General features: G+C 65.2%; 22 protein-coding genes. 11 read left to right on the top strand and 11 right to left on the bottom strand.

Annotated elements, in window-relative coordinates; all coding sequences use genetic code 11:
• Nucleotides 1-514 precede the first annotated feature (514 nt).
• The 3 genes from AC5JJ6_RS12785 to AC5JJ6_RS12795 all read right to left on the bottom strand — a co-directional run bounded on the left by AC5JJ6_RS12785 (nucleotide 515) and on the right by AC5JJ6_RS12795 (nucleotide 1,348).
• Nucleotides 515-685 (bottom strand): hypothetical protein, encoded by a 171-nt coding sequence (locus AC5JJ6_RS12785; RefSeq protein WP_496042404.1) that lies wholly within the window; start codon nucleotides 683-685, stop codon nucleotides 515-517.
• A gap of 96 nt (nucleotides 686-781) precedes the next feature.
• Entirely contained in the window at nucleotides 782-1,096 is a 315-nt protein-coding gene (locus AC5JJ6_RS12790) for a hypothetical protein (protein WP_496042405.1), read from the bottom strand.
• Nucleotides 1,097-1,102: 6 nt separating this feature from the next.
• A complete protein-coding gene (locus AC5JJ6_RS12795) occupies nucleotides 1,103-1,348 on the bottom strand; it encodes a hypothetical protein (protein ID WP_496042406.1) in 246 nt (81 codons plus the stop codon).
• A 635-nt stretch (nucleotides 1,349-1,983) separates the two neighbouring features.
• Here AC5JJ6_RS12795 and AC5JJ6_RS12800 point away from each other — a divergent pair.
• Complete coding sequence (locus AC5JJ6_RS12800) at nucleotides 1,984-2,262, top strand: hypothetical protein (RefSeq protein ID WP_496042407.1); 279 nt, start codon at nucleotides 1,984-1,986, stop codon at nucleotides 2,260-2,262.
• Nucleotides 2,263-2,366: 104 nt separating this feature from the next.
• Complete coding sequence (locus AC5JJ6_RS12805) at nucleotides 2,367-4,505, top strand: PAS domain S-box protein (protein ID WP_496042408.1); 2,139 nt, start codon at nucleotides 2,367-2,369, stop codon at nucleotides 4,503-4,505.
• A 95-nt stretch (nucleotides 4,506-4,600) separates the two neighbouring features.
• On the opposite strand, the gene AC5JJ6_RS12810 is transcribed toward AC5JJ6_RS12805, so the two are convergent.
• Entirely contained in the window at nucleotides 4,601-5,572 is a 972-nt protein-coding gene (locus tag AC5JJ6_RS12810) for a Bug family tripartite tricarboxylate transporter substrate binding protein (protein WP_496042409.1), read from the bottom strand.
• A gap of 251 nt (nucleotides 5,573-5,823) precedes the next feature.
• Between AC5JJ6_RS12810 and AC5JJ6_RS12815 the strand changes: the two genes are divergently transcribed.
• Nucleotides 5,824-6,801, top strand: coding sequence for a Bug family tripartite tricarboxylate transporter substrate binding protein (locus tag AC5JJ6_RS12815; protein WP_496042410.1), 978 nt, complete (start codon nucleotides 5,824-5,826; stop codon nucleotides 6,799-6,801).
• Between the two features lie 642 nt (nucleotides 6,802-7,443).
• Here the strand turns inward: AC5JJ6_RS12815 and AC5JJ6_RS12820 are convergent.
• The 3 genes from AC5JJ6_RS12820 to AC5JJ6_RS12830 all read right to left on the bottom strand — a co-directional run bounded on the left by AC5JJ6_RS12820 (nucleotide 7,444) and on the right by AC5JJ6_RS12830 (nucleotide 10,085).
• The gene (locus AC5JJ6_RS12820; RefSeq protein ID WP_496042425.1) at nucleotides 7,444-8,019 is read right to left on the bottom strand and encodes a substrate binding domain-containing protein; all 576 of its coding nucleotides are present in this window, start codon (nucleotides 8,017-8,019) and stop codon (nucleotides 7,444-7,446) included.
• A gap of 12 nt (nucleotides 8,020-8,031) precedes the next feature.
• Nucleotides 8,032-9,057, bottom strand: coding sequence for a hypothetical protein (locus AC5JJ6_RS12825; RefSeq protein WP_496042411.1), 1,026 nt, complete (start codon nucleotides 9,055-9,057; stop codon nucleotides 8,032-8,034).
• A gap of 311 nt (nucleotides 9,058-9,368) precedes the next feature.
• Nucleotides 9,369-10,085, bottom strand: coding sequence for an IS6 family transposase (locus tag AC5JJ6_RS12830; protein ID WP_496042412.1), 717 nt, complete (start codon nucleotides 10,083-10,085; stop codon nucleotides 9,369-9,371).
• Between the two features lie 240 nt (nucleotides 10,086-10,325).
• On the opposite strand from AC5JJ6_RS12830, the gene AC5JJ6_RS12835 reads away from it, so the two are divergent.
• The 3 genes from AC5JJ6_RS12835 (at nucleotide 10,326) to AC5JJ6_RS12845 (ending at nucleotide 14,096) form a co-directional block, all read left to right on the top strand.
• On the top strand, nucleotides 10,326-11,237 hold the full coding sequence (locus tag AC5JJ6_RS12835; RefSeq protein ID WP_496042413.1) for an ABC transporter permease: 912 nt from the start codon (nucleotides 10,326-10,328) through the stop codon (nucleotides 11,235-11,237).
• 83 nt (nucleotides 11,238-11,320) lie between these two features.
• Nucleotides 11,321-12,091: an ABC transporter permease gene (locus AC5JJ6_RS12840; RefSeq protein WP_496042414.1), complete on the top strand. Its 771-nt coding sequence runs from the start codon at nucleotides 11,321-11,323 to the stop codon at nucleotides 12,089-12,091.
• A complete protein-coding gene (locus AC5JJ6_RS12845) occupies nucleotides 12,075-14,096 on the top strand; it encodes an ABC transporter ATP-binding protein (RefSeq protein ID WP_496042415.1) in 2,022 nt (673 codons plus the stop codon). Before AC5JJ6_RS12840 ends, AC5JJ6_RS12845 begins: the two co-directional genes overlap by 17 nt.
• A gap of 9 nt (nucleotides 14,097-14,105) precedes the next feature.
• On the opposite strand, the gene AC5JJ6_RS12850 is transcribed toward AC5JJ6_RS12845, so the two are convergent.
• The gene (locus AC5JJ6_RS12850; RefSeq protein WP_496042416.1) at nucleotides 14,106-14,378 is read right to left on the bottom strand and encodes a hypothetical protein; all 273 of its coding nucleotides are present in this window, start codon (nucleotides 14,376-14,378) and stop codon (nucleotides 14,106-14,108) included.
• Nucleotides 14,379-14,600: 222 nt separating this feature from the next.
• On the opposite strand from AC5JJ6_RS12850, the gene AC5JJ6_RS12855 reads away from it, so the two are divergent.
• Both AC5JJ6_RS12855 and AC5JJ6_RS12860 read left to right on the top strand, forming a co-directional pair.
• The gene (locus AC5JJ6_RS12855; protein WP_496042417.1) at nucleotides 14,601-15,575 is read left to right on the top strand and encodes a tripartite tricarboxylate transporter substrate binding protein; all 975 of its coding nucleotides are present in this window, start codon (nucleotides 14,601-14,603) and stop codon (nucleotides 15,573-15,575) included.
• A gap of 88 nt (nucleotides 15,576-15,663) precedes the next feature.
• Nucleotides 15,664-16,077, top strand: coding sequence for a Rieske (2Fe-2S) protein (locus tag AC5JJ6_RS12860; protein WP_496042418.1), 414 nt, complete (start codon nucleotides 15,664-15,666; stop codon nucleotides 16,075-16,077).
• A 6-nt stretch (nucleotides 16,078-16,083) separates the two neighbouring features.
• On the opposite strand, the gene AC5JJ6_RS12865 is transcribed toward AC5JJ6_RS12860, so the two are convergent.
• Nucleotides 16,084-17,055, bottom strand: a complete 972-nt coding sequence (locus tag AC5JJ6_RS12865) for a Bug family tripartite tricarboxylate transporter substrate binding protein (RefSeq protein ID WP_496042419.1) — start codon at nucleotides 17,053-17,055, stop codon at nucleotides 16,084-16,086.
• Nucleotides 17,056-17,159: 104 nt separating this feature from the next.
• A protein-coding gene (locus AC5JJ6_RS12870) for an IS630 family transposase (protein WP_496042420.1) occupies nucleotides 17,160-18,106 on the bottom strand; the annotation gives its coding sequence in 2 pieces (ribosomal slippage) (nucleotides 17,160-17,767 and nucleotides 17,767-18,106; 948 coding nt in all).
• Between the two features lie 206 nt (nucleotides 18,107-18,312).
• Between AC5JJ6_RS12870 and AC5JJ6_RS12875 the strand changes: the two genes are divergently transcribed.
• Together AC5JJ6_RS12875 and AC5JJ6_RS12880 are read left to right on the top strand one after the other, a co-directional pair.
• Nucleotides 18,313-19,383 (top strand): amidohydrolase family protein, encoded by a 1,071-nt coding sequence (locus AC5JJ6_RS12875; protein ID WP_496042421.1) that lies wholly within the window; start codon nucleotides 18,313-18,315, stop codon nucleotides 19,381-19,383.
• The gene (locus AC5JJ6_RS12880; protein ID WP_496042422.1) at nucleotides 19,380-20,483 is read left to right on the top strand and encodes an amidohydrolase family protein; all 1,104 of its coding nucleotides are present in this window, start codon (nucleotides 19,380-19,382) and stop codon (nucleotides 20,481-20,483) included. Before AC5JJ6_RS12875 ends, AC5JJ6_RS12880 begins: the two co-directional genes overlap by 4 nt.
• A gap of 275 nt (nucleotides 20,484-20,758) precedes the next feature.
• On the opposite strand, the gene AC5JJ6_RS12885 is transcribed toward AC5JJ6_RS12880, so the two are convergent.
• On the bottom strand, nucleotides 20,759-21,400 hold the full coding sequence (locus AC5JJ6_RS12885) for a hydrolase (RefSeq protein WP_496042423.1): 642 nt from the start codon (nucleotides 21,398-21,400) through the stop codon (nucleotides 20,759-20,761).
• A gap of 708 nt (nucleotides 21,401-22,108) precedes the next feature.
• Here AC5JJ6_RS12885 and AC5JJ6_RS12890 point away from each other — a divergent pair.
• The gene (locus tag AC5JJ6_RS12890; RefSeq protein WP_496042424.1) at nucleotides 22,109-22,282 is read left to right on the top strand and encodes a hypothetical protein; all 174 of its coding nucleotides are present in this window, start codon (nucleotides 22,109-22,111) and stop codon (nucleotides 22,280-22,282) included.
• Nucleotides 22,283-22,313 lie beyond the last annotated feature (31 nt).

Consider the following 22,313-nt stretch of genomic DNA (forward strand, 5'->3'; position numbering starts at 1 on the left):
CTCATGCTGCGAAGGCTATGCCGAAGAACAATATGATCCCGGACGGACACTCAAGAGTGTGCAACCATCTCCGTCGGTCGGCTAGAGAGACAGTCGCGGGGCGGCCACATTGACGAAAGATTAGGCTGATCAAATGAAGAAACCTGAAATATATTGATAGCTGGTGATGCGCAGTTCGCTCAGCTTTAGCTGGCTTCTACAACGAGGCATGGAGCCGTACGAAAAGAATGATCTATAAAATAAGAACAAGCCCACCATCACTTGCGACATTGTCAAATCTATTACGACCAGGGCAATTTTAGGCTATAGTTTGTTTGTTTGATGAGCTCGTAGCGAGCCTAGTCAACTCCACAACATCCCTTATCCAATATCTGCTGAAGCGACTTATCCGCAAAGTGAAAGAGCCATGATTGTACGGGCTTGGGCGTGTAACGTGTCCAATAAAGGATGACCCACGACTGGTCCGGCGGCTGATGACGTAGCTGTGCAGCATCCGGAGCATCCAATCGATGTCTCAGAACTCGACGTACCAGCGCAGCGAGCGAACCCACTCCAGCGCCTCCCAATTGGCGTCGGTCACCTGCAAGAGATCCGGGAAGACCGGCACCAAGCGACCGTCCTCGCGCCGGAAGTCCGCCGGACAGCCGTGGCCTGGATCGCACAGCGGGGGTCCGTCTGGGTGCACTCGGCGCCCAGTTCCTCAGGGTTGCGGAGATCACCAGTTTCCTCGGTGGCCGTCCAGCACAACAGCACTCGGATCCTGCGCATGCCGCCCGACAGATCAGCCGCCCGGCGGGAGTAGTCGCGGTGGCAAAGGCGGCTGGCTCTCCAACCGGGCCAGGCGCTCCATAATTGGACCCAGCGCCTGCGCGACCGCCATCGCCGCACTTCCCTGTGCCTTGGTGGTGACCACCTCGTCCAGGCTCTCAAGCTTCGCCTCGATCCGGATCTGGCGCTCGCGCAACTCCTGCATTTGGCCGCGTAGCTCCTTGATAGCGGTCTTGTTCTCCGCCGCGAGCTCGGCCAGCTTCTTTTCCGCCTCGGTGAGGCGGTGCACCGCCAGCGCGACGGCCTTCAGATCGTCCCAGATAGCCACCGACCGTCAGTCCGCCAACAGCGCCTCGGTCTCGTCGATGTTGCGATGAATGCGGTCGAGTAGGCTGGCCAGCTCGGCGCGGGCGGACACGGAGGCTCGGACCGTGCCGCCCATGCTGGCGCGCTTGCGAACGACCACGCCGCTTCCAGTCTTCGGCGCGACCTTCTTCGCCGTTGCACGCTTGGCCGTTGCCTTGGCAGCAACCGTTCGGCTGGAGCGAGCGGCGGGCTTGGGGGACCGAGTCGTCTTCATGCCCCGCATATAAGCACACTGTTGCACGTCTGTGAGGTCTGAGAGGCCTTTGGTGCATCTCACTTATGGGAGCTGCCCTGGTGGGCTCGGCTCCGGGGTGGGGGTAGGAACAGAATGGGGTAAATATCGATGCGGGGTCGTCGAAGTGGGCCGCGGGCGAGGTGTGGGGCGCGGGACTGGGCCGCCTACGACCGCTCGCTCGTGCGCCAGGGCGATATCAAGGTCTGGGTCTCACCAGACGTTGTCTCCGTCTGCCTCAGGGCGAAGGCGATCTGTTCGTCCGTGTACCGCTTCTGCTTCCAGGCACGACCCCTCCTTGGGATCAGAGTGCCCGAAAAATTTGTGCTCCAAGTGGACCGGTTTCGAGGGTCAGGACCAGCGTCGCAAGAGCGCACGGTCATACGCCGCCCAGTCCCGGACGTTGTACCGCGCCAGCGGCCCACCTCGATGACCCCGCACCGCCATCACACGGTCCCGCTCCCAAGCCGACCCTAGAGCCGAGCCCATCAGAGCAGCCCCCGCAAGCGCAATGCACCAAAGACACGCGTTGCTGGTGATCTGCTCCCTTGGGCCTCTCGAAAAGACGAAGTGATCGAGCGTGGCCTACGCCAGCGGCTGGAGCGCCGTGGAGCCGCTTGGAAGGCCTGGAAGAGCGTGCCGCTAGCAAGATAGTCGGACGCAGCGCTGCGGGCCTTCCTGAGAGCAGCAGCGATGAGGATCTGCAGCGCATCGTCCATGAGACGACCAAGGCGGAGCCGCGGCCATGTGTGGGCCCATGCGGTGGCGCCTCGCTGTCGGACCAGGGCCTGACGAACCGTGATGCGCCAAGCGCGGCCAAGCCTCAGACGCTCGTTGGCATGAAGGTCGGTACGATGGCCGAGAAACCGGAGAACGAAGACGAAGGTACAGGATAAAGCTCGTGATTGCAAGATCAAGTGTTTTGATTTTGCAACTTCATTTGCAGTCTGTCGCCTTTTGGTAGAGTATTAGCTCATCTATGAAGCCATACAGTACCAGCATGCAGGCACCAGCAGCGACCGCGACCAAGATGCACGGCCTTCGGGCGCATATCGTCGCCCTGGTGGTCGCGGCGCTCATTCCGGCTTTCGCCGTCGGTGCCATCGCGGTGTGGGCCGGGGCCAGCAGCTACCGCCAAGCTTTTGACGATCGGTTGGAGGGCACTGCCAAGGCGCTGGCGAGCGCCGTCGAGGCTGAGGTCGCATCCCACACCTTGGCCCTTGCCACCTTGGCGACCGCGCGTAGCCTTGACGGGAAAGGCGACCTGGTCGCGTTCCACGAGCGGGCACGGCAGTTAGCCACCATGCTCAACACTCGCATCGTTCTCGTGGCACCAGACCTGTCCCTTCTGCTGCACACCCACTTCCCCATAAGCGACGGGATCCCAGATTGGCGTCCAAGGGAATCGGCGGAAGTGGTGCGGCGCGTCCTCGATACCGGCCGCCCCGCGGTCGGCGGTCTCGTGAAGGGGCAGGTGACCGGGCGATGGGTGGCACCGGTCTACGTCCCAGTTGTTCGCCAGGAGCAGATTGTGTTCGCCATCGGAGCCGCGCTGGAGGCCGACAGGATCTCGCGTATGCTGTCCGGGCAGACCTTTCGTGGCAATGGCTACGCATCGCTCATGGACGGGACCGGGCGGATCATGGCCCGATCCGCCGAGCCCGAGAGTTTCGTTGGCCAAGCGGTCCGTGGATGGGTGACCGAGGGCGTGAACCGTGGCGAGTCTGGCATCCTGCGAGGCCCCAACCGGTCCGGCGTCGAGGTGGTCACCGCCTTCCGGCGTGTGTCGGGCACGCCTGGATGGTTCGTCACCGTCGCCGAGCCGCTGTCCACCTATCACGCGAGCCTATCCAATCCGCTCGCCACGCTGGCGTTCGGAGCCTTGGGCGCGCTTGGCATCGCCCTCGCCGTCGCCATCCGGATCGCCAGGCGGGTGCTCCGGCCGGTGGACTGGCTGACCCAGAAGGCCGAGCGCGTCGCCGCGAGCGGCGGTGCCGCCGAGATCGTGCCGCAGGGACCGCGGGTGCGCGTGCTCGAGTTCGAACGGCTTCGCGCGGCAGTGTTGCACGCGCACATGGCACTGCGGGAGCGGGCGCGAGCGGTGGCGGTCGGGGAAGCGCGGCTGCGTGCGGTTCTGGACACGGCTGCGGACGCCATCGTGGTGACCGACGAGGGCGGGACGGTGCTCTCCTTCAACCGTGCCGCCAAGGTGACCTTTGGCTATGCCGCGTCAGAAGTCATCGGGACCAGCATGGCCAGGCTCGTGGAAACGGGTCACGGCACCTGCTTCGCAACCTTCTCTCGGACCATCGAGCAGAACGCCAATGGTGCCGTGCGCGAGGTTGAGGGGCGGCGAAAAGACGGCTCGACCGTGCCGCTCGATCTCTCCATCGCCAAATGGCGAGATGCCGAGGACCGGAGCTTTCTCACCGTCATCATGCGTGACGTCTCGGCGCGGAAGGCGGCCGAGGCGCGCCAGCACCTCCTCATGCGCGAGGTGGACCATCGTTCGAAGAACGTCCTTGCCGTGGTGCAGTCGGTGCTGCGGCTCACCCCTCGGGACAGGCCAGGGGCGTTCGCCGCTGCCGAGGCACGGATCGCCGGGCTCGCGCGCGTGCATTCGCTGCTTGCGGAGGGAGGTTGGTCGGGCACCGATTTGCGCGTCGTCGCAGAGCGGGAGTTGGCCGCCTACTGCTCGCCGGGCATCGGAGAAGTGAGGTCGACGGTGTCCCTGGATGGGCCGCCGATCACGCTCGCTACCTCGGCAGTACAGCCGCTCGCCATGGTGCTGCACGAGTTGGCCACCAACGCAGCGAAATACGGCGCGCTTTCCGTCCCCGACGGGCGCGTTGAGGTGGGTTGGCGGGCGGGCCGCAGGGAGGGTGAAGACGGGCTGCTGCGCCTGCACTGGGCCGAAACAGGCGGGCCTGCCGTCGCCGGTGCCCCGGGGCATCGAGGCTTCGGCACGCGGGTGGTCGAGAACACGGTGCGCGGCCAGCTGGGTGGATCCGTGGTGCGACGCTGGGAACCGGGTGGGCTTGTTTTCGAGATCGTGGTTCCGCTGGCACGAGTGCTGGCGAGTGATGAAGCAGCTGCGTCTGGCGGTGCTGACACGACCGCCCACACGAAGGCTGCTTAAGGTACCGTACCGTGTGGAACCGTGCGGCAGCCCCGCACCCGCTGGCGCTGCCGAATTCACAGCAGATTACCGTGCAGGCGGCGTTGGACGGCGTTTCAGCCTATGCGGATGCCGCGCGTGCGGATCACGCTACCCCATTTCTCCAGCTCGCGGCGAAGATAGGGCTCCCACGCTTCTGGGAGCGCTCCGATCGGCTCCATCGCCCCTTCATTGAGGCGCCCGATTACCTCCGGATGACGGAGCGAGGTGAGGACAGCACCATGCAGCCGGGAGATGATCTCGGTTGACGTACCAGGCGGCGCGAGCATGCAGAACTCGGCGGCGCACTCGAACCCGGCGAGTTCAGGCAGCGCCTCGGCCACAGTCGGCACCTCTGCCGCTTGGGCCGTTCTCGCGGGATTGCCGACGCCAAGCGCCTTGATCTGCCCGCCGCGCATCAGTGGCAGCGCGGTCGGCGCATCGGTCGGGCCCATCGCAACCTCCCCCGCCACCAGCGCCTGGGCCGCGGGCCCGCCGCCGCGGTAGGGCACGTGCAGCAGCTCCACGCCCGCCATGATGGCCAACAGCTCCGCCGCGAGATGCGCCGACGAGCCGGCGCCGGACGAAGCATAGGCAACCTTGCCCGGCTCGACCTTCGCGCGTGCGATGAACTCCGCCATTCCGCCGGGCACCAGACGCGGGTTCGCGCCGAAGAAGATAGGCGTGCGGGCGAGCAGCCCGACCGGCGCGAAGCCCGTCAACGTGTCGTAGCCAAGGTTGTCGTAGAGGTGCGGCGCCATGGCGTAGGTGCCGTTGGCACCGATCAGCAATGTGTGGCCGTCCGGCCTCGCGCGGGACACGGCGGCGTGGCCGACTGTCCCAGCTGCACCGGGCCGGTTCTCCACGACAAAGGATTGGCCGAGGTCGGAGGACAGTCGCTGGCACAGCACGCGGGCGAGGAAGTCGGTTGAGCCTCCGGCCGCCCATGGCACCACGACCGTCACGCTCCGCGCGGGCCAGGTGCCCTGCGCGCGGGTGGCGGCCGGGGCAGCAAGCAGCGCGGCAAGCAAGGCGCGGCGATTAGGCATGACGTCTCTCCCTCTCGAGGGTCAGCGTGTCGGCCCGGCTTGATTCCGTCAACCGCGCGAGGGCAGACCGGTGGGGCGGAACACAGCTGCTCTCGACGTGCGAGAGGGGGAAGGTGGCTTGGATATCGGCCGGTTCGCCAGGTGCAGCTCGCCCCGGCTTCCAACCTGCGAGCGCCACTCGAGGTGGAGCCTGTGGCGCGGATCGAAGCGGTCATGGCACCCTGCCGCCAGAACTGTTTGGGATGACGCCAATGACCTGTACGCGACGAACCCTGCTGCCTCTGGCGCTGGCTGCGCCGCTTCTGCTCGCACCGAAGGCCGTCACGGCTCAGACCTCCTTCCCTACTCGTCCCGTCCGGGTCGTCATGCCCTTCGCTGCGGGCGGGCCGACCGACGCGATCGCCCGGTCCGTCGCCGCCGAGCTGGAGACGGAATGGCGGCAGCCAGTCGTCGTGGAGAACCGTCCCGGAGCTGGCGGTAGCACAGGCAGCGCCGTTGTAGCGCGCGCCACCCCCGATGGGCACACTCTGCTGGTGACCGCGAACTCGCACGTCATCAACCCGGCGGTGCTGCGCAGCTTGCCTTTCGACACGGTCCGCGACTTCACGCCTATCGTCCGCCTCGCCGATGGTCCCTTCTTGCTCGTGGTGCACCCCTCGCTTCGCGTTCGGACGCTGCCCGAGTTCGTGGCCCGCGTGCGAGAGCAGCCAGGCGCTTTCAACTATTCCTCCGCAGGGCATGGCACGAACAACCACCTCGCCATGGAGCGACTGAAAGCCATGGCCGGAATCAACATTTCGCATGTTGCCTACGGCGGCGCCGCCCCAGCCACCACGGCGCTGCTGAGCGGTGAGGTGCAGGCCATGATCAACAACCTGGTCAACTCGCTCCCGCACATCTCAGAAGGGCGTATGGTCCCCGTCGCAATCGGCGGGCTGGAGCGCTCGCCAGTGCTCCCGGACGTCCCCTTGATGAGCGAAACCTATCGTGGGCTGACGGCCGTCAACTGGTACGCTGCCTTCGGGCCCGCGGGCATGCCGCCTGAGCTTGTCGCCTTTATCAACGCCTCGATGTCGCGTGTGGTCAGGAGTCCCGCAGTCGCCGACCGGCTGCAGTCGCAGGGCATCACTCCGGCCGGCGGGCCAGCTACCGACTTCGCCCGCCAGGTGGAGGAGGAGGTCGCCACCTGGGGCCGCATCGCCCGCGAGGCTGGCGTCAAGCCCGAATAGCGGAACGGTTTACCGAAAGGCTGTTCGCAAAGCGGGCTTTCACCGACACGAAGCTCCGAACTGCCGCGTGTGATCTACCAAGAGTCAGGAAGTTCCGAACGATAAAGAAGATTGGCGAACGCGCTTAGCGGAAGATGATTAATCACGGCGCGAGTGAGCAACGAGACAGTCATTTGAATGCTTACGTCCTATATTCGCAGAGAATGGGTGACACATCGGGCGGGTGTCCCATCATCGTCAATGACGGTCGCGTCGGCCTCACGCTTAATCGTCCGCTTTTTCCATATCGCGCCTTATCCAACAACCTGATGGGTTCCCATAGGTTACGGCTTGCATCTAGCCCTTTCAAGCTCAGAACCTTCGCCGGATAAGGTCAGGTTCGGAGACGGTGTAGGCATATGCTCGGAAGTGGCTGGATCGACTGCTTTGCGCCCACGACGGTTAGTTAGGTCTGGACGCCGCTCAGCCGCAAGCGGACATCGGGAACTGCAAACGTCGAGTCATCGTTGCGCCACGAGCGGTCGTGGAATGCCTCTTCGAACCGCCGAATTTAGGACGTGTTTGCCGGTCTTCCTTGCCTGAGTGTCGGTGCGGACGCTGCTCACCGCTGAAAGCCGCAATCTGTCCTGTCCTTCCCCTCCGTCAGCCTTCCGCTGAAAATCGCCGCGCCAAATTCTGTTTGCGAAACGCGGCGGTGACATAATCGACGAAGGCGCGGGTTTTGGCGCGCAGCAGTTTTTGGCTGGGGAAGTAGAGGGATACGGCACCGAGGTCAGCATACCAATCCGGCAGCAGGCGCTGGAGCGCGCCGCTTTGCAGATGACGTTCCACGCTTGTCATGGAGATCATTACCACTCCTAATCCCATCAGGACCGCACGGCAGATCGCCTCGGGCTCGTCGGCCATCAGGCGCGCTTTGTGCTGCAGTGTGGCTTCCACCCCTTCGCGATTACGCATCCTCCAGACGCGTAGGCGTCCGGTGAGCGCCGAGCGCATCGAGACTCCATCCATGTCTGCTAGCTCGTGTGGTTCCTGCGGCGGCTGGCGACCTTGCAAATACTCCGGCGAAGCCACTGCGATGACATGCAGCGGCGCGAGTTGCTGAGCCACCACGCCTGGCGCCAGTTCCATGCCGCTGCCGATGGCGGCGTCGAAACCCTGCCCAATCAGATCGACCTGACGGGTCTCGAAGCGCCATTCTACGCGGATGGGCCTGATCGATGCCGGAGCCTAGAGGAACCACTTCCCGGTGGCGGCGAAATTCGCTTCGACCTGAGCCGCCAAGGCGTTCCAGTCCACGGCGGGTTCGGCTGGCTCTGGCACTCTGATGTCGTCAGGGATGAACCACTTGCCAGTGGCCGCGAAGTTGGCCTCCACCCGTGCAGCCAGCTCGTTCCAGTCTACGGCCGGCTGGGCCGGCTTTGGTGGCTGGGCGACCTTGGGCGTGGCTATGAAGGCATAGTTGCCGGTGGGGTCTCCCTGTTCGTCTCTGAACCTATTGTCGAAGTTTCCGACGAGGGCACCGGCATCGTTGATGCCGTTGATGGTCCATTGCGTTGGCCGGTCGGTCGGCCGAGGCGGGCCAATCGTCGTGACCCCACCTTCGTCGTAGACGAAGCCAGAACTGGAGCGCGCGAATGGCGCGAGGGTGCCAGCGACTTGGCCCTGGTTATTGATGTCCCTGAAATCGATGTAAAACTCGGACAGCGGATTGTCGACCAAGGTCAGTTGGCCGCCCTCGAGCACAAAGGCTTCGTTGCTGGTTGATCCGACGATGACCCCACGGTTGTTGATGCCATCGGGAACGAGAAAGGCGTCGGGGTCATTGGTGACCTCGATCTTGCTCCATTCGCCCTTTTCGTAGATGTAGCCGCCGGGTTCGGTCGCCGTGCCGCCATCGGCGGCGAAGGCTACAATCTGGCCGCGGTTGTTGATGCCCGTGACATCCGTGCGGCCAGCGCCAGGAATGTCCAGCTGCGTGTAGTCGCCCTGGCTGTATAGGAAACCATGGAGCGAGAAGTCTGGATCGGTATAGGTGCCGACAATGTCGCCCTTGTCGTTGATCCCCTGCGGGATGGTGCGAATTGCTCCGGGCACGATCACGTCAGTCACGACACCATTGCGCAGCAGAATGCCTTTTACTCCAGTTTCGCCGATGATTTCGCCTTTGTTGTTGATGTCATAGAGAGTAGGCGGATCATAGTCGCCGAACTGCGTAAGTTTGGTGAAGGTGTAGTTGGTCGGGTCAAAGGCCACGCGGAATCCTCCCCTTTGGGACTACTCCCCGCTGCACACTGCTAAGGTGCAGGCGCCAAACGAAGTAGACACTGTTAGGGAGGCTAGCACTACCTCAGATCGATTTAACAGCCTGGCTTTATACGCTCAGTGCGGAACGAATTGGCATATTGTCGAAGCAAATCGGCTCTGTTGCATAGATGGCCTGATACCAGCCGCCCTAGAGTTTGACCTGAGCCCAGGCACGGGTGGTGATGGAGGTGACCGGCACCGTCAAGTTGCTGGCCTTTGGGCGAGCAAGCTGGCCGGTCACGGCGGTCACCAGTCGACAGTCAAGCTGCCGCAGCGGCCCCGCTGATATCGGCCCACACTTCGAACGCACGCAGCCTTGCAGCGCGATACTCACTGGCAGTGACGTGGTCGCGGTGGAGATGGAAGAGGTTGGCGATCTGATCGTGGGCAGAGAGAAAACGCTGTGCCTGCCGCGCTGACTTGAAGCGTTTCATCTGTCGCTCTCTTCGTCGCGTTGGCTGGTGTGAATTCTCGGCCCTATTGTTCAGGCCTTTGTGCTGGCGGTGCTCGACACCGGGCATCACCTCCCGCTTGGCCGCTCCGTAGCTCGGGAGTTTGTCAGTAATCATGACGCGAGGCGCCCGGCACTGCCGCTTCAGCAGCTTGCGCAGCAGGCGCTTGGCGGCACGCTTGTCGCGTCGGTTTTGGACCAGCACGTCGAGCACCATCCCGGTCTGATCCACAGCACGCCAGAGCCAATGCTTCACCCCGGCAATCTTGATGACGACCTCATCAAGATGCCATTTGTCGCCGGCGCGGGGCAGCCGCCGCCAGATCTGATTGGCGAACTCCTGGCCGAATTTGAGCGCCCATTGCCGCACGGTTTCATAGCTGACCACGATGCCACGTGCTGCCAGCATGTCTTCGACCATCCGAAGGCTGAGCGGAAAACGAAAATACAGCCAGACCGCCTGGCTGATCACCTCGGCCGGGAAGCGATGGCCAGAATAGGGGGACTTGGCGGCCGGAGAGCTCATTTCGGCTGCCTACCTGACCCGGACCGGCTCGCCAAGTCCGCTCAACTTGACGGTGCCTCGCGGTCCGCAAGTCCGTCGCCGGGCTGCGCCTGACGGCGGCGGGCTGGATGGCGGAACTGGACGGTGCGAAACCCGCCGGATGATCCGATACGTCGCGACGCGGCTGGTCACCGCCGCCGTCATGGTGCTGCTGGCGACATTGGCGATCTTTCTGATTGCCAATACCGCCCGGGCGACCCGGTGCTGTCGCAGCTCGGCGACATGGCGGCGTCCGACCCAGCCACCGTTGCCGAGTTCCGCCAGAAATGGGGCCTCGATCTGCCGATTTGGGACCGGTACTGGATTTTTTTGAAAGGCCTGCTGCACGGGGACCTCGGGACGTCGCTGGTTTCGCGTCGGCCAGTGCTGGCGGATATCGCGGAATATGCGCCGGCGACGGTCGAGCTTGCCTCGGTCGCCTTCTTGCTGTCGCTGCTCGTTGGCCTTCCGCTCGGCGTCATCGCCGCGGTGCGGCGGGACAGTTGGATCGACAACATCGCCCGCGTCGTGTCGCTGATCGGCGTCTCGGCTCCGACCTTCTGGCTCGCCTTTATCATGCTGGCGATCTTCTACGGCTGGCTCGACATCGCGCCGGGACCGGGCCAGCTCGACCCAGTCGCCTTCCCGCCCGACCGTGTCACCGGCCTGTTGCTGGTGGACACCATCCTCGCCGGGGATTGGGAAACCCTCCACGACGCCGTGGCGCATCTGGTGCTGCCTTCGATAGTGCTTGCCAGCGCGACACTCGGCCTAATCACCCGGACTACCCGCGCGGCAATGCTGGAGGCGCTTTCGCAGGATTATGTCCGCGTTGCCCGTGCCAAGGGATTGCGCCAGCGCATCGTTGTCCTGGGTCATGCGGCGCCGAACGCGATGCTGCCGGTGGTGACCCTCGGCGGCCTCGCCTATGCCAACCTGCTGTCGGGCGCGGTGCTGACGGAGACCGTCTTCTCCTGGCCCGGCCTCGGCCGCTACACCTACCAGAGTGCCGTGGCGCTCGACTTCCCCGCCATCATGGGCATCACCATGATCGTGGCGATCGTCTTCGTCTTCGTGAACATCGTCGTCGACTTGTCCTACGCCCTGCTCGACCCGCGGGTGGCGAAGACATGAGGACCCCTGCCCTGCCTCCAGTCGCCACACCGGCACAGCGATGGCGGCGGCGTTACGGCCTGCCGGCCTTCGGCGGCTGCGTCGTGCTGATCTGGGTCTTGCTGGCGGTCGCGGCGCCGATGGTGACGCCCTACGATCCGAATTTCGTCGAGGTTGGCGCGCGGCTGCAGTCACCCTCCGCCGCACACTGGCTCGGCACCGACACCTTAGGCCGGGACGTGATGACGCGGGTGATCTATGGGGCGCGCGTATCGCTCTCGGTCGGCTTCACCGTCGTCCTGCTCGGTGCATTCTTCGGCACCTTGGTCGGCGCGATTGCCGCTTATGCGGGACACTGGGCGGAGGAGGTGATGATGCGCGTCACCGACCTCGTCTTCTGCTTTCCGCCGATCATCTTGGCCATGGCGATCGCCGCGGCGCTTGGCATCGGCACGGTGAACACCTGCATCGCCATGCTAGTGGTCTGGTGGCCAAAATTTGCCCGGCTCGCCCGCAGCCTGGTGCTGACGCAGCGCAACCTCGAGTATGTTGAAGCGGCGCAATCGGTGGGCTTCGGCCCGGCGCATATCCTACTGCGGCAGATCCTGCCAAACGCTGTCGGGCCGCTAATCGTGCTAGTAACGCTCGACCTCGGCAACGCCATCCTGGTCTTCGCCGGCCTCTCCTTCCTCGGCCTCGGCACCATCCCGCCGACCGCCGAATGGGGCGCCATGGTCGGCGAAGGGCGGCAACTCGTGCAGCAGTGGTGGGTGGCGACCTTCCCTGGACTGGCGATCCTGACCGTGGTCATGGGCTTCAACTTCGTCGGCGACGGCCTGCGCGACTGGCTGGATCCCCATGCAAGAAACCGCTGAGGTGCTGCTGCAGGTCCGCGACCTGCGAACCTGGTTCCTGACCGATGCCGGCCCGGTCCGCGCCGTGGACGGCGTCAGCTTCGACCTGCACGCGGGCGAGACGCTAGGTATCGTCGGCGAATCCGGCTCGGGCAAGAGCGTCTGCGCCAAGTCGATCATGCGGCTGCTAGACGAGCCGGCCCGCATCGTGGACGGCGCGGTGACCTTCCGCGGCCGAGACCTGGCGCACTTGGACGAGGACGCGATCCGTAAGGTGCGTGGCCGAGACATCGCCATGGTCTTCCAAGATCCGATGACCTCGTTGAACCCGGTGCTGCGCATCGCCAAGCAGCTGGTCGAGGCGATGACCGCGCATGGCCGCTTCACGCCGGAAGCCGCACAGACCCGCGCCATCTCGCTGCTCGGCCGGATGGGCGTCACCGCGCCGGAGCGCGCGGTGCGCAGCTACCCGCACCAATACTCGGGTGGCATGCGGCAACGCGTGATGCTGGCAATGGGCTTCTCCAACGAGCCGGCGCTGTTGATCGCCGATGAGCCGACCACCGCGCTCGACGTGACGATCCAGGCCCAGATCCTCGACCTGCTGCGCGGGCTGAATGCCGACCTGGGCACGGCGGTTATCCTGATCAGCCACGATCTCGGCGTCATCGCCAATATCTGCTCCCGCGTGCTGGTCATGTATGCCGGCGAGGTAGTGGAGGAAGGCTCGCCCGAGGACCTGCTGAGCGACCCGAAGCACCCCTATACCTGGGCGTTGCTGAATGCCGCGCCGCGGCTCGACAGCCAGACACACGGTCGGCGGCTGACAACCATCGAGGGTCAGCCGCCAGACCGACGCGCGTGGCCGACCGGATGTCGCTTCCGCGCCCGCTGCCCCTTTGCCGTGGAAAAGTGCTCGAAACATCCCGAATTGCTGCCGATCAACGCGGATCGCGCGACGCGCTGCTGGGTGACGCAGCAGGGCGAAACGCTGCGGGTGCCGGCTCGGCCAGCATACACGGCGCCCCAGCAAACGGCGAAGGCGGAACCGCTGCTGGTCCTGAGCGGCCTGAGGAAGCATTTTGCCCTACCGCGCGAGGGCTTTTTCGTCCCGCAGCGCATCCTTCGCGCGGTGGACGGCATCGACCTGACCGTGCATCGCGGCGAGACGGTGGGATTGGTCGGCGAATCCGGCTGCGGCAAGTCCACCCTGGCACGGCTTGTGACCCGGCTGCACAAGCCGACCGCAGGCACGATCCGCTTCGACGGTCAGGATATCGCCTCATTGTCGCAAGCAGCGATCCGGCCGCTGCGCCGGCGGATGCAGATGATTTTCCAGGACCCCTACGCCTCGCTCAACCCGCGAATGTCGGTTGGCGACATCCTGGCGGGCCCGCTGCGGCTGCACGGCATCGTCGCCGGCGAGGCCGCGGCACGGCGCCGGGTCGCGGAATTGCTCGATATCGTCAACCTGCCCGCCCGGTCTGCCGCGCTGTTCCCGCATGAGTTCTCCGGCGGCCAGCGGCAGCGGATCTCAATCGCCCGCGCGCTTGCCATGCAGCCCGACCTAGTCGTGGCGGACGAGCCGGTCTCTGCGCTCGACGTCAATATCCAGGCACAGATCATCAACCTGATGGTCGATCTGCAGGAACGCTTCCGCCTGACCTACCTGTTCATCGCCCACGACTTGGCCGTCGTACGGCATGTCTGCGACCGCATCGTCGTGCTCTATCTCGGCAAGATCATGGAAGTCGCGCTGGCCGAGGCGCTGTTCCGGGCGCCGCGGCATCCCTACACCCAGACGCTGATCGCCGCGGTGCCAGTCCCCGATCCGAAGCTGGAACGCGGCGGGCGCAGCCTGCCGCTGAAGGGCGAGCCGCCGAACCCGATTAGCCCGCCGAGCGGCTGCCGGTTCGTGACCCGCTGTCCGAAGGCGCAGCCGCTCTGCAGCCAAGTGGAGCCGGAGTTGCACGCCGACGGGTTTGGCGGCGCCGTCGCCTGCCACTTTGCCGACGTACCGGCGTAACGATACACATCAAGCTTGGGCTCCAGCCACAAGCCCAGCGCCGCCGCCTGCCGCTGCTCGAAGGCCCGCCGCGCCGCGTGATAGGCCTGGCCGCGGATGCCGCTGCGCACGGTGCGGGATCACCAGGCTGACGCTGCGGCCGTCCGGCCAGCCTTTGGGCCCCTTACCCTGGGCGCTGATGCCCTGGGCGCGGCACAGCGACGGCGCAACGAGGGCTCCGACACTGCCCAGCAGGGTACGGCGGAAGATGCGGACGCGGTTCATCGGGCCCGCACCACGCACCCTGAGATTTCCGCCACCCGGACTGGCCTCCTCCACCGGCTTGGCAGCTGGATGCCTGGCTCTTTTGGCTTGCGGGAAGGCTAGGGGCGATACCGGCTGCTGCGAAGGCCGAAATCATCCAGCGCCGCCCTGCACGGCGGCTCTGCCATTGAACTTCGGCGCCCGTCCGACCTAGCCTGCCTTCCGATGGCCGCCGACAGAGCGGCCGCAGGAGGATAGGCCATGCATCCCACCCGTCGCCGGCTGGGGCCGATCACCGCCGCGATGCTCGCTGCGCCATCGCTTGGCCACGCCGCCGGCTTTCCGGACCGGCCGATCCGGCTGATCGTGCCCTGGGCTGCGGGCGGCTCCACCGATGGCCAGATGCGCGTGCTAGCGGAGATCGCGGGGCGAGAGCTGGGCCAGCCGGTCCTGGTGGAAAACCGTCCCGGCGCGCGCGGCACCTTCGCCGCGCAAATGCTGCACGGCCAAGCCAAGCCCGATGGCTATACGATCGGCCAGATCCATTCCGGCGTCCTGTCGCACCCCTTCATGACGCGGTCTGCCAGCTGGGATTCGGTGAACGACTTCACCTATATCCTGGCACTGACCGGCTATCTCTCAGGCTTGGTAGTGCGGAGCGAGGCGCGCTGGCGTGACTGGCCCTCGCTGATGGCAGAGGCACGGGCGAACCCGGGGAAGATTTCCTTCGGGAGTTCGGGCGTCGGTGGGCTGTCGCACCTCGTCATGGCGCAGCTGCTGGCCGCCGAGCGGGCCGAGATGCTGCACGTGCCCTATCGTGGCGTGGCTGAGACGACGACAGCGCTGCTCTCGGGCCAAGTGGATGCCATCGCCGACTCCAGCGGCTGGGCGCCGCATGTCGACGCGGGGCGAATGCGTATCCTGGCGATCTGGGGCAACGAGCGGCCGAAGCGCTTCCCCGAGGCCCCGGCGATCAGCGAATACGGCCACGATATCGGCGGCATCGCGCCCTATGCGCTGGCGGGGCCGAAGGGGATGGACCCGGCGGTGGTGCAGCTGTTGCACGATACCTTCCGCAAGGCGCTCTTCGATCCGGCGCACCAGGCGGCGCTGGCGCGCTACGACATGCCAACCCTCTATATGACCGGTGAGGAGTACCGCGCCTGGGTGGCGAAGCGCGTGCCGATCGAGCGCGACCTGATCCGCAAACTCGGCATTACCTTCGAGGGTGGCTGACACCTACGCCGCGTTGCCGGTCGCCGAGCGCGGATGTTAGCGTCCGGCGAAACGCCGTGGACGGGCCAGGGACGGGAAATACCGCCGAATGAGCAAGCATATCGTCGCCGCGGTTACCGACCTGCCGCCCGGCAGCCGCAAACTGGTGAACGTGAAGGGGCGGCCGATCGTCGTCTTCAACCTGAGCGGCGAGTTCTTCGCGCTGATTAATCAGTGCCCGCATCAGGGCGCCGGCCTCTGCGATGGCGAGATCACCGGCCTCCTCACCTCCGACCGGCCCGGCGAATTTCAGGTTTCCCGTGCCGGCGAGATTATCCGTTGTCCCTGGCATGGCTGGGAATTCGACATCCGCACCGGCCAGTCCTGGTGCGACCCGTCGCGGATCAAGATTAGGCACTACCCGGTCGAAGTCGCGCCAGGCGCAAGCCTGGTGCAGAGGCCTTATGTAGCGGAAACGGTCGCGGTGAGCATCGAGGAGAACTACATCGTTATCGATATCTGACACGGCCTACCCGACAGTGATCCCGCGCTCGCGGATCACCTTCGACAGCGCCGCCGTCTCCCGCCGAATGTTTGCCGTGAACTCCTCCGGGGTCGTCACGTCGGGTGCCATGTCGGGTGTCATGCGCGATCGCACCGCCTCGCTCAAGATCGCAGCGCCGAAGGCGCCGTGCAGCCGCTCCACCACTGGTCGCGGCGTGCCGGCTGGCACCGCCAAGCCATGACAGTACAGGAAAGTCAGGGCGGGCAGTCCGAGTTCGGCGAAGCTTGGCACGTCGGGAAGCGCCCCAATGCGCTGGGGCGTGGTGATTGCCAGAATGCGGATCTCGCCGGCCTGGTGCTGAGCCAGCGCCGGCATCAGGCTTCCCATGAAGCCGGGGATGGCGCCACCAATCATGTCTTGCACCACTGTCGCTTCGGTGCGGTAAACTGCGTTTTCGAAGCGGCCGCCTGTCTCGCCCGCCAACATCTCCATCAAGATGTGGCCGGGCCCGCCACGCCCGACCGTACCATAGGCGACAGGTCGCTCTTTCGACAGCGAGACTAACTCCGCCACGCTGTGCGCCGGGACGGATTTAGCCACAGCCAGCACCTGTGCGGCCCGAAAAATCGCCGTCAGCAGCTGAAACTCCTCGATCCGGTAATTCAACGGCTGGCCCAGAGCCGGGCCGGTAACCATGGAGCCATAGGCCATGTAGCCCACCGTGTAGCCATCCTTTGCCGAGCGGGCGACGTGCTCGGTCGCTATGACGCCATTCGAGCCAGGTTTCGGGTCGATCACCACGTTTTGGCCAAGCAACTGCCGCGCCTGCTCCGCGATCAGCCGCGCCAGCGTGTCGGAGACGCCGCCGGGGCCAAAGGGCAGAACCAGCCGCACCGGGCGATTGGGGAATGCCTCCTGTGCCTGGATGGGCCAGGGCGCGGCCAGCGTAGTGCCCAGCAGGACGCGGCGCGGGATGGCGGGCATGCTTCGCGGCATGACGTTGTATCCTCCCTTTGATATTGTTGCTGTCACAGCACCGGCCCGACACCCGTCCAGTCAAGGGAAAAGGCCGCTCGTGGTGCTTCTAGAGCGTTTTCCCATCAGTCTGCATCATAGCCTGCGTTGGCGAAGTAGTTGGCGCACTCGGTTGGCGTGAAGGTTTCGATGATGCGGCCGATGGCAGTCCACAGGCCGTCGAGGCTGCGTTCGGCCGCTGCGCGGAGGGCAGCCTTCAGCTTGGCGAAGGCCTGCTCGATTGGGTTGAAGTCGGGGCTGTAGGGCGGGAGGTAGAGCAGGCTCGCGCCTGCGGCCTCGATGGCGGCCCTGACGCCTGCGCCCTTGTGGCTGCTGAGGTTGTCCATCACGACGATGTCGCCAGGGCGGAGCTCGGGCACCAGCACCTGCTCCACATAGTCCACGAAGAGCGAGCCGTTAATCGGCCCGTCGAGCACCATGGGCGCGACCATGCCGGTGTTGCGCAAGCCGGCGACGAAGGTCGTGGTCAGCCAGTGGCCGTGTGGGATGGCGGCCCGCAGCCGCTCGCCCCGGGGTGCCCGGCCATGGGTGCGGGCCATGTTGGTCGAGGCCCAGGTTTCATCAATGAACACCAGCCGGTCCGGGTCGAGATCAGGCTGCGCATCGAACCACGCCCAGCGCCGCCTCAGGACGTCCGGGCGGTCCTGCTCCGCGGCGTGGGCTGTCTTTTTTTACGCGTCATCCCGCGCCGGTCGAAGAACCGCCACAGCGTGCCGATGCCAGCCGACACACCAGCCCTGGCCAGCTCAGCCCGGATCTCCCGCAGCGTGATGTCCGACTTCTGGTCAACGAGGCGAAGGATCAGCGCTGCATGCGCCTCGATCTGCGCCGAGCGCCGGTCCCCGCCGAGCGGCCCTGGCGCGACCGACCCCGCCTCCCGCACCAGCGCCGCCCAGCGGACCGCGCTGGCCGCGCTCACCCCAAAGCGGACGGCCGCCGCTCGGCAGGACGACCCCGCCGCGATCGCCGCCACCACGCGCTCCCGCAAGTCGACCGACAGCGCCTTGGACATATCCACCGCCCCTTATGCCGAGGCGCCAGTGAATCACCGCCCTGCCGCTCGCGGGATCACAAGCGATTCAGTCAGGCAGGAAACCGCTCTAGTTGACGAAGGCCATGCCGGCACCCATGCTGCTGTCAATAACGCTGGGGCCGTAAGGCGGCGCCCGGCCGGCGTGTCTGCTGGTCTGATTAGCCGACACGCGGAGGAGGACGCCCATGTCGGCCGAGACGCGCGGCGCTATCGACTGCGACCTGCACCCAGCATTGCCCGGCTGCATGGCGCTTTTGCCCTATCTCGACGACCATTGGCGGGAGGAGATTACCTCTCGCGGGCTCGACGATCTCGATTTCTCGCTCTGGCCTCGCAATGCGCCGCTGACGGCGCGTGCCGACTGGCGGCCCGCAAAGGGCCTGGCGGGTGGCACTGTCGAGCAGCTGCGATCGCAGGCGCTGGAGCCTTTTGGGACCGGCATCGGTATCCTCAACCCGCTGTTCGGCGCACCAGCGCTGCACAATATCGACATGGCGGCCGCGCTCTGCCGCGCCACCAACGACTGGATCGCCCGGGAATGGCTGGACAAGGATGATCGGCTGCGGGCCGGTATCCTGGTGCCGGTTGAAAGCCCAGACCTGGCGGTAGCGGAGATCGAGCGGCGCGCCGGCGACCGCCGCTTCGTGCAGGTGCTGGTGCTTGGCGCGGCGGAGACGCTGCTCGGCCGGCGGGTGAACTGGCCGATTTTCGAAGCGGCTGAGCGGCACGGTATGCCCGTCGCGTTGCAGGTGACCAGCAGCACCCGCTTCGCCCCCTCCGCCAATGGGTGGCCGACCTACCTTATCGAGGACCACGTCAACTTCGCGCAGACCTTCCAGAGCCAACTGCTGTCGATGATCTCGGAAGGAGTCTTCAACCGTTATCCCGGGCTGAAGGTGGTACTGCTAAATGCCGGCATCGGCTGGGTGCCCAGCTTCCTCTGGCGCAGCACCAAGGAATGGCGGGCGCTGCGGCGCGAGGTGCCCTGGGTAGATCGTGACCCGACGGCGCTCTTCCGCGAGCATGTGCGCATCTCCGTCCAGCCGCTCGATGCACCGCCGGACCCAACCGACCTCGGCGCCCTGCTGGAGATGATCGGCAACGACGACCTGCTGCTGTTCTCGACGGACTGGCCGCATTGGCGCTTCGATGGGGATGCGGCGCTGCCGCCCGGACTGCCGGAGCGGCTGCGGCCTCGCGTGCTGCGCGACAATGCGTTGGCGACCTATCCACGGTTGAAGGAGAGCGTGCAGTGAGTGCGACCACCCTCCCCCGCCCCGATCAACCCGCGCAGTCGCGGCTGCGCATCGTTGATTGCGACGTTCATCCGGCAATGCGCTCGGCGGAAGAGCTCGACCGCTGGCTGTCACCCCGCTGGCAGCAGCACCGGCGGGAGTACGGGCTGCGGCTGCGCCAGCCCTTTACCAGCACCTACCCCTATCCGAAATCGGCGCCGGCTTTGTCGCGCCGCGATTCCTGGCCGCCAACCGGCGGGCCACCGGGCAGCGATCTTGATTTCATGCGGGCTCAGCATCTCGATTTCCATGAAATCGAATACGGCATGCTGCAGCCGCTCTCGGTCCGTGGAATGGATGAACGCGTCCCAGGCTTCGCTGAGGCGGTTTCCTGCGCGGTGAACGAATGGCAACACGACGACTGGACCGCCAAAGACAAGCGGCTGAAGGGCACCATTGCCGTGCCCGGGGAGGATGCGAAGGCCGCAGTGAAGGAGATTGAGCGCTGGGCCGGTCATCCAGATTTCGTCCAGGTTTCGATGGTGACCCGGGCACAAGAGCCGCTCGGGCGCAGCCGCTACTGGCCAATCTATGAAGCGGCGGCGCATCATGGCCTTCCGCTCGGCCTGCACACCTTGGGCACAAGCGGGCATTCGGTCGCCGCCGGCGGTTGGCCCTCCTACTACTATGAGGAGCACTCGGCGGTAGCGATGTCGCTGGCCGCCATGGTGGCGAGCTTCATCCTAGAGGGTGTGCCGGAACGCTTCCCGACACTGAAGATGGTGATCGTCGAAGGCGGCTTCGGTTGGGTGCCAAGCCTCGGCTGGCGTATGGACAGCCACTGGCAGGCACTAAGCTCCGAGGTGCCGCACTTGCAGCGCAAGCCGTCCGACTACCTCAAGTCCAACTTCTGGTTCACCACCCAGCCGGTCGAGGAGCCGGAGGAGCCGGAGCACTTGCGCAAGCTGATCGATTGGATCGGCTGGGACCGGCTGCTCTTCGCCACCGACTATCCACACTGGGACAGCGACGACCCGCGCTACGCCTTTAAGTGCCGAATGAGTGAGGCGGAGAGGCGCGCAATCTTCGCCGGGAACGCGAAGGCGGTGTACGGCCTGTAGCGCCAGCGCCAGCGCCGGCCAGGCCGTTGGCGGCGCACACGAACGTGGTCTATCCGAGGTGCGTCTGTTCCTTGGGGGTCATTGTGGTGAGCATGCGGTTGGGTTTTGAAAGTCGGCAAACGACTGACTCTTGAACCACCGCACGAATTTATAGGGACTAACTAATCGCCATCGGGCGAGAAAGCACTCCAAAGCCAGGCCGGTGACCCGGCTCGGCACCTTTCAATCCGACCACGACGCCCTTTTCAAACGGGCTGTCAGACGTCAGCCATTGTTCAGGCTGCGTGCGCCGCCTTGGCCTTTTCTGGGTTGAACCCGTCAAAGCTTTCGAAAACGTCCATGAAGCCGGGGATGGTCGCCTTGCGGGTCCAGTCGCGCTGGAATTCGCAGTACAACTGGACGCGGCTAATCATCTTGCCGCCGGCCTGCTCGACACGTTGCAGACCCGCCTCGTGCGCCGCGACCGACGTGCCGCCCACGGCGTCCACGGGGACATAGACCTCATAGCCTTCCTGAAGAGCGTCGAGCGCGGGAAAGGTCAAGCATACCTCGGTCCACAGCGCGGTTATGATGAGCTTGCGGCGCCCAAGCGCCTTGACCGCCTGCTTGAAGTCGACGTCTTCCCAAGCGTTGAGCGTGGTCCGGTCGTAGGTCGGTAGGTGGCTGAGGATGTCCTGCAGTTGCTGGATCGGCGGCTTGTTGAGGCCGGAAGCGACGTTCGCTGTGGAATGGATGATCGGGACACCATAATTGATGGCCGCCTTGGCTACGCCCGTGATGTTGAAGAGGAGTTCCTCACGCGGCATCGAACGGATCGAGGAGACCTGGGCTGGCTGGTAGTCGATGATGAGGAGAGCTGCATTCTCCGGCGTGAGAAGATGGTCGGTCTGAGGATTGCGGATCGTCTCGCTTGTCACGGGTAGCTCTCCTTGGTGGAATGGAAAACAGCTCAGAGGGAATTCAGACGAAGGGGCGGCTCGGCGTCAGACATCGCGCGCGCTGCACAGGGGACGTGCTCGGTGAGGCGTCCGATTGCCGCGCGGGTCAGTTCCTGCCCAGTGCATCGACAGGCGCGGGGCCGATCAGGCTGCCGGCATCGTCATGGCTGAGCTGGCCCGGGACGACGACCGTGTCGCCACCCTGCACCGCCTGTGCGTAGCCATAGGCGACCTTCCACGGTACCCCCGTGTCCGAACAGCTTTTGCTCGATACCCTTCGTCTTCATGCAATCGCTCCCTCGCCAGCGAAGCGGGCGGCCGGAGCATGGACGCTCTCGGCCGGGACGCCTCTGCATGGGGCGGAAAGTGGGGAAGCAGGCCGGGTTGGAGCAATTGTCTAATGGTATCGCGCACCTTGAACATGCGGCTACCGGGGGCACGCGCCTCCGTCGTCACGCCCACTGCGAAAGGCAGATCGACGCGGCGGCATCCGCCAGCAGAACGAAAACGGGAGTATTCAGGCCTTATCCGCGAGCGCCGACACGATACACGCGAGCATGTCAGGCGACAGGGTAAAGCCATCCGGAGGCGACACCAGGAACCCAGCCACCCTGCGTAGCAGGGAGAAGCGGAATGATGGATCGATTGGGCATGTTTCCACCCGGCAGGGACGGGCGGAGGCAAGTGATGAGGACGCCGGACGAGGTGGCGGCGATGCAGCGGCTGCACGGTCTGGGCTGGGGTACGCGGCGGATCGCGGCCGAGGTTGGGTGTAACCGGGAGACGGTGCAGCGGTACCTGGCGGCGGGCAGTTGGACGCCGTGCCGGGTTCCGACCCGGCCTAGAGCATTTCAGGTTTAGTCGAACGCGTAGCCTGAGTTGGCAAGGTAGT

The sequence above is a fragment of the Skermanella sp. genome (assembly GCF_059503625.1).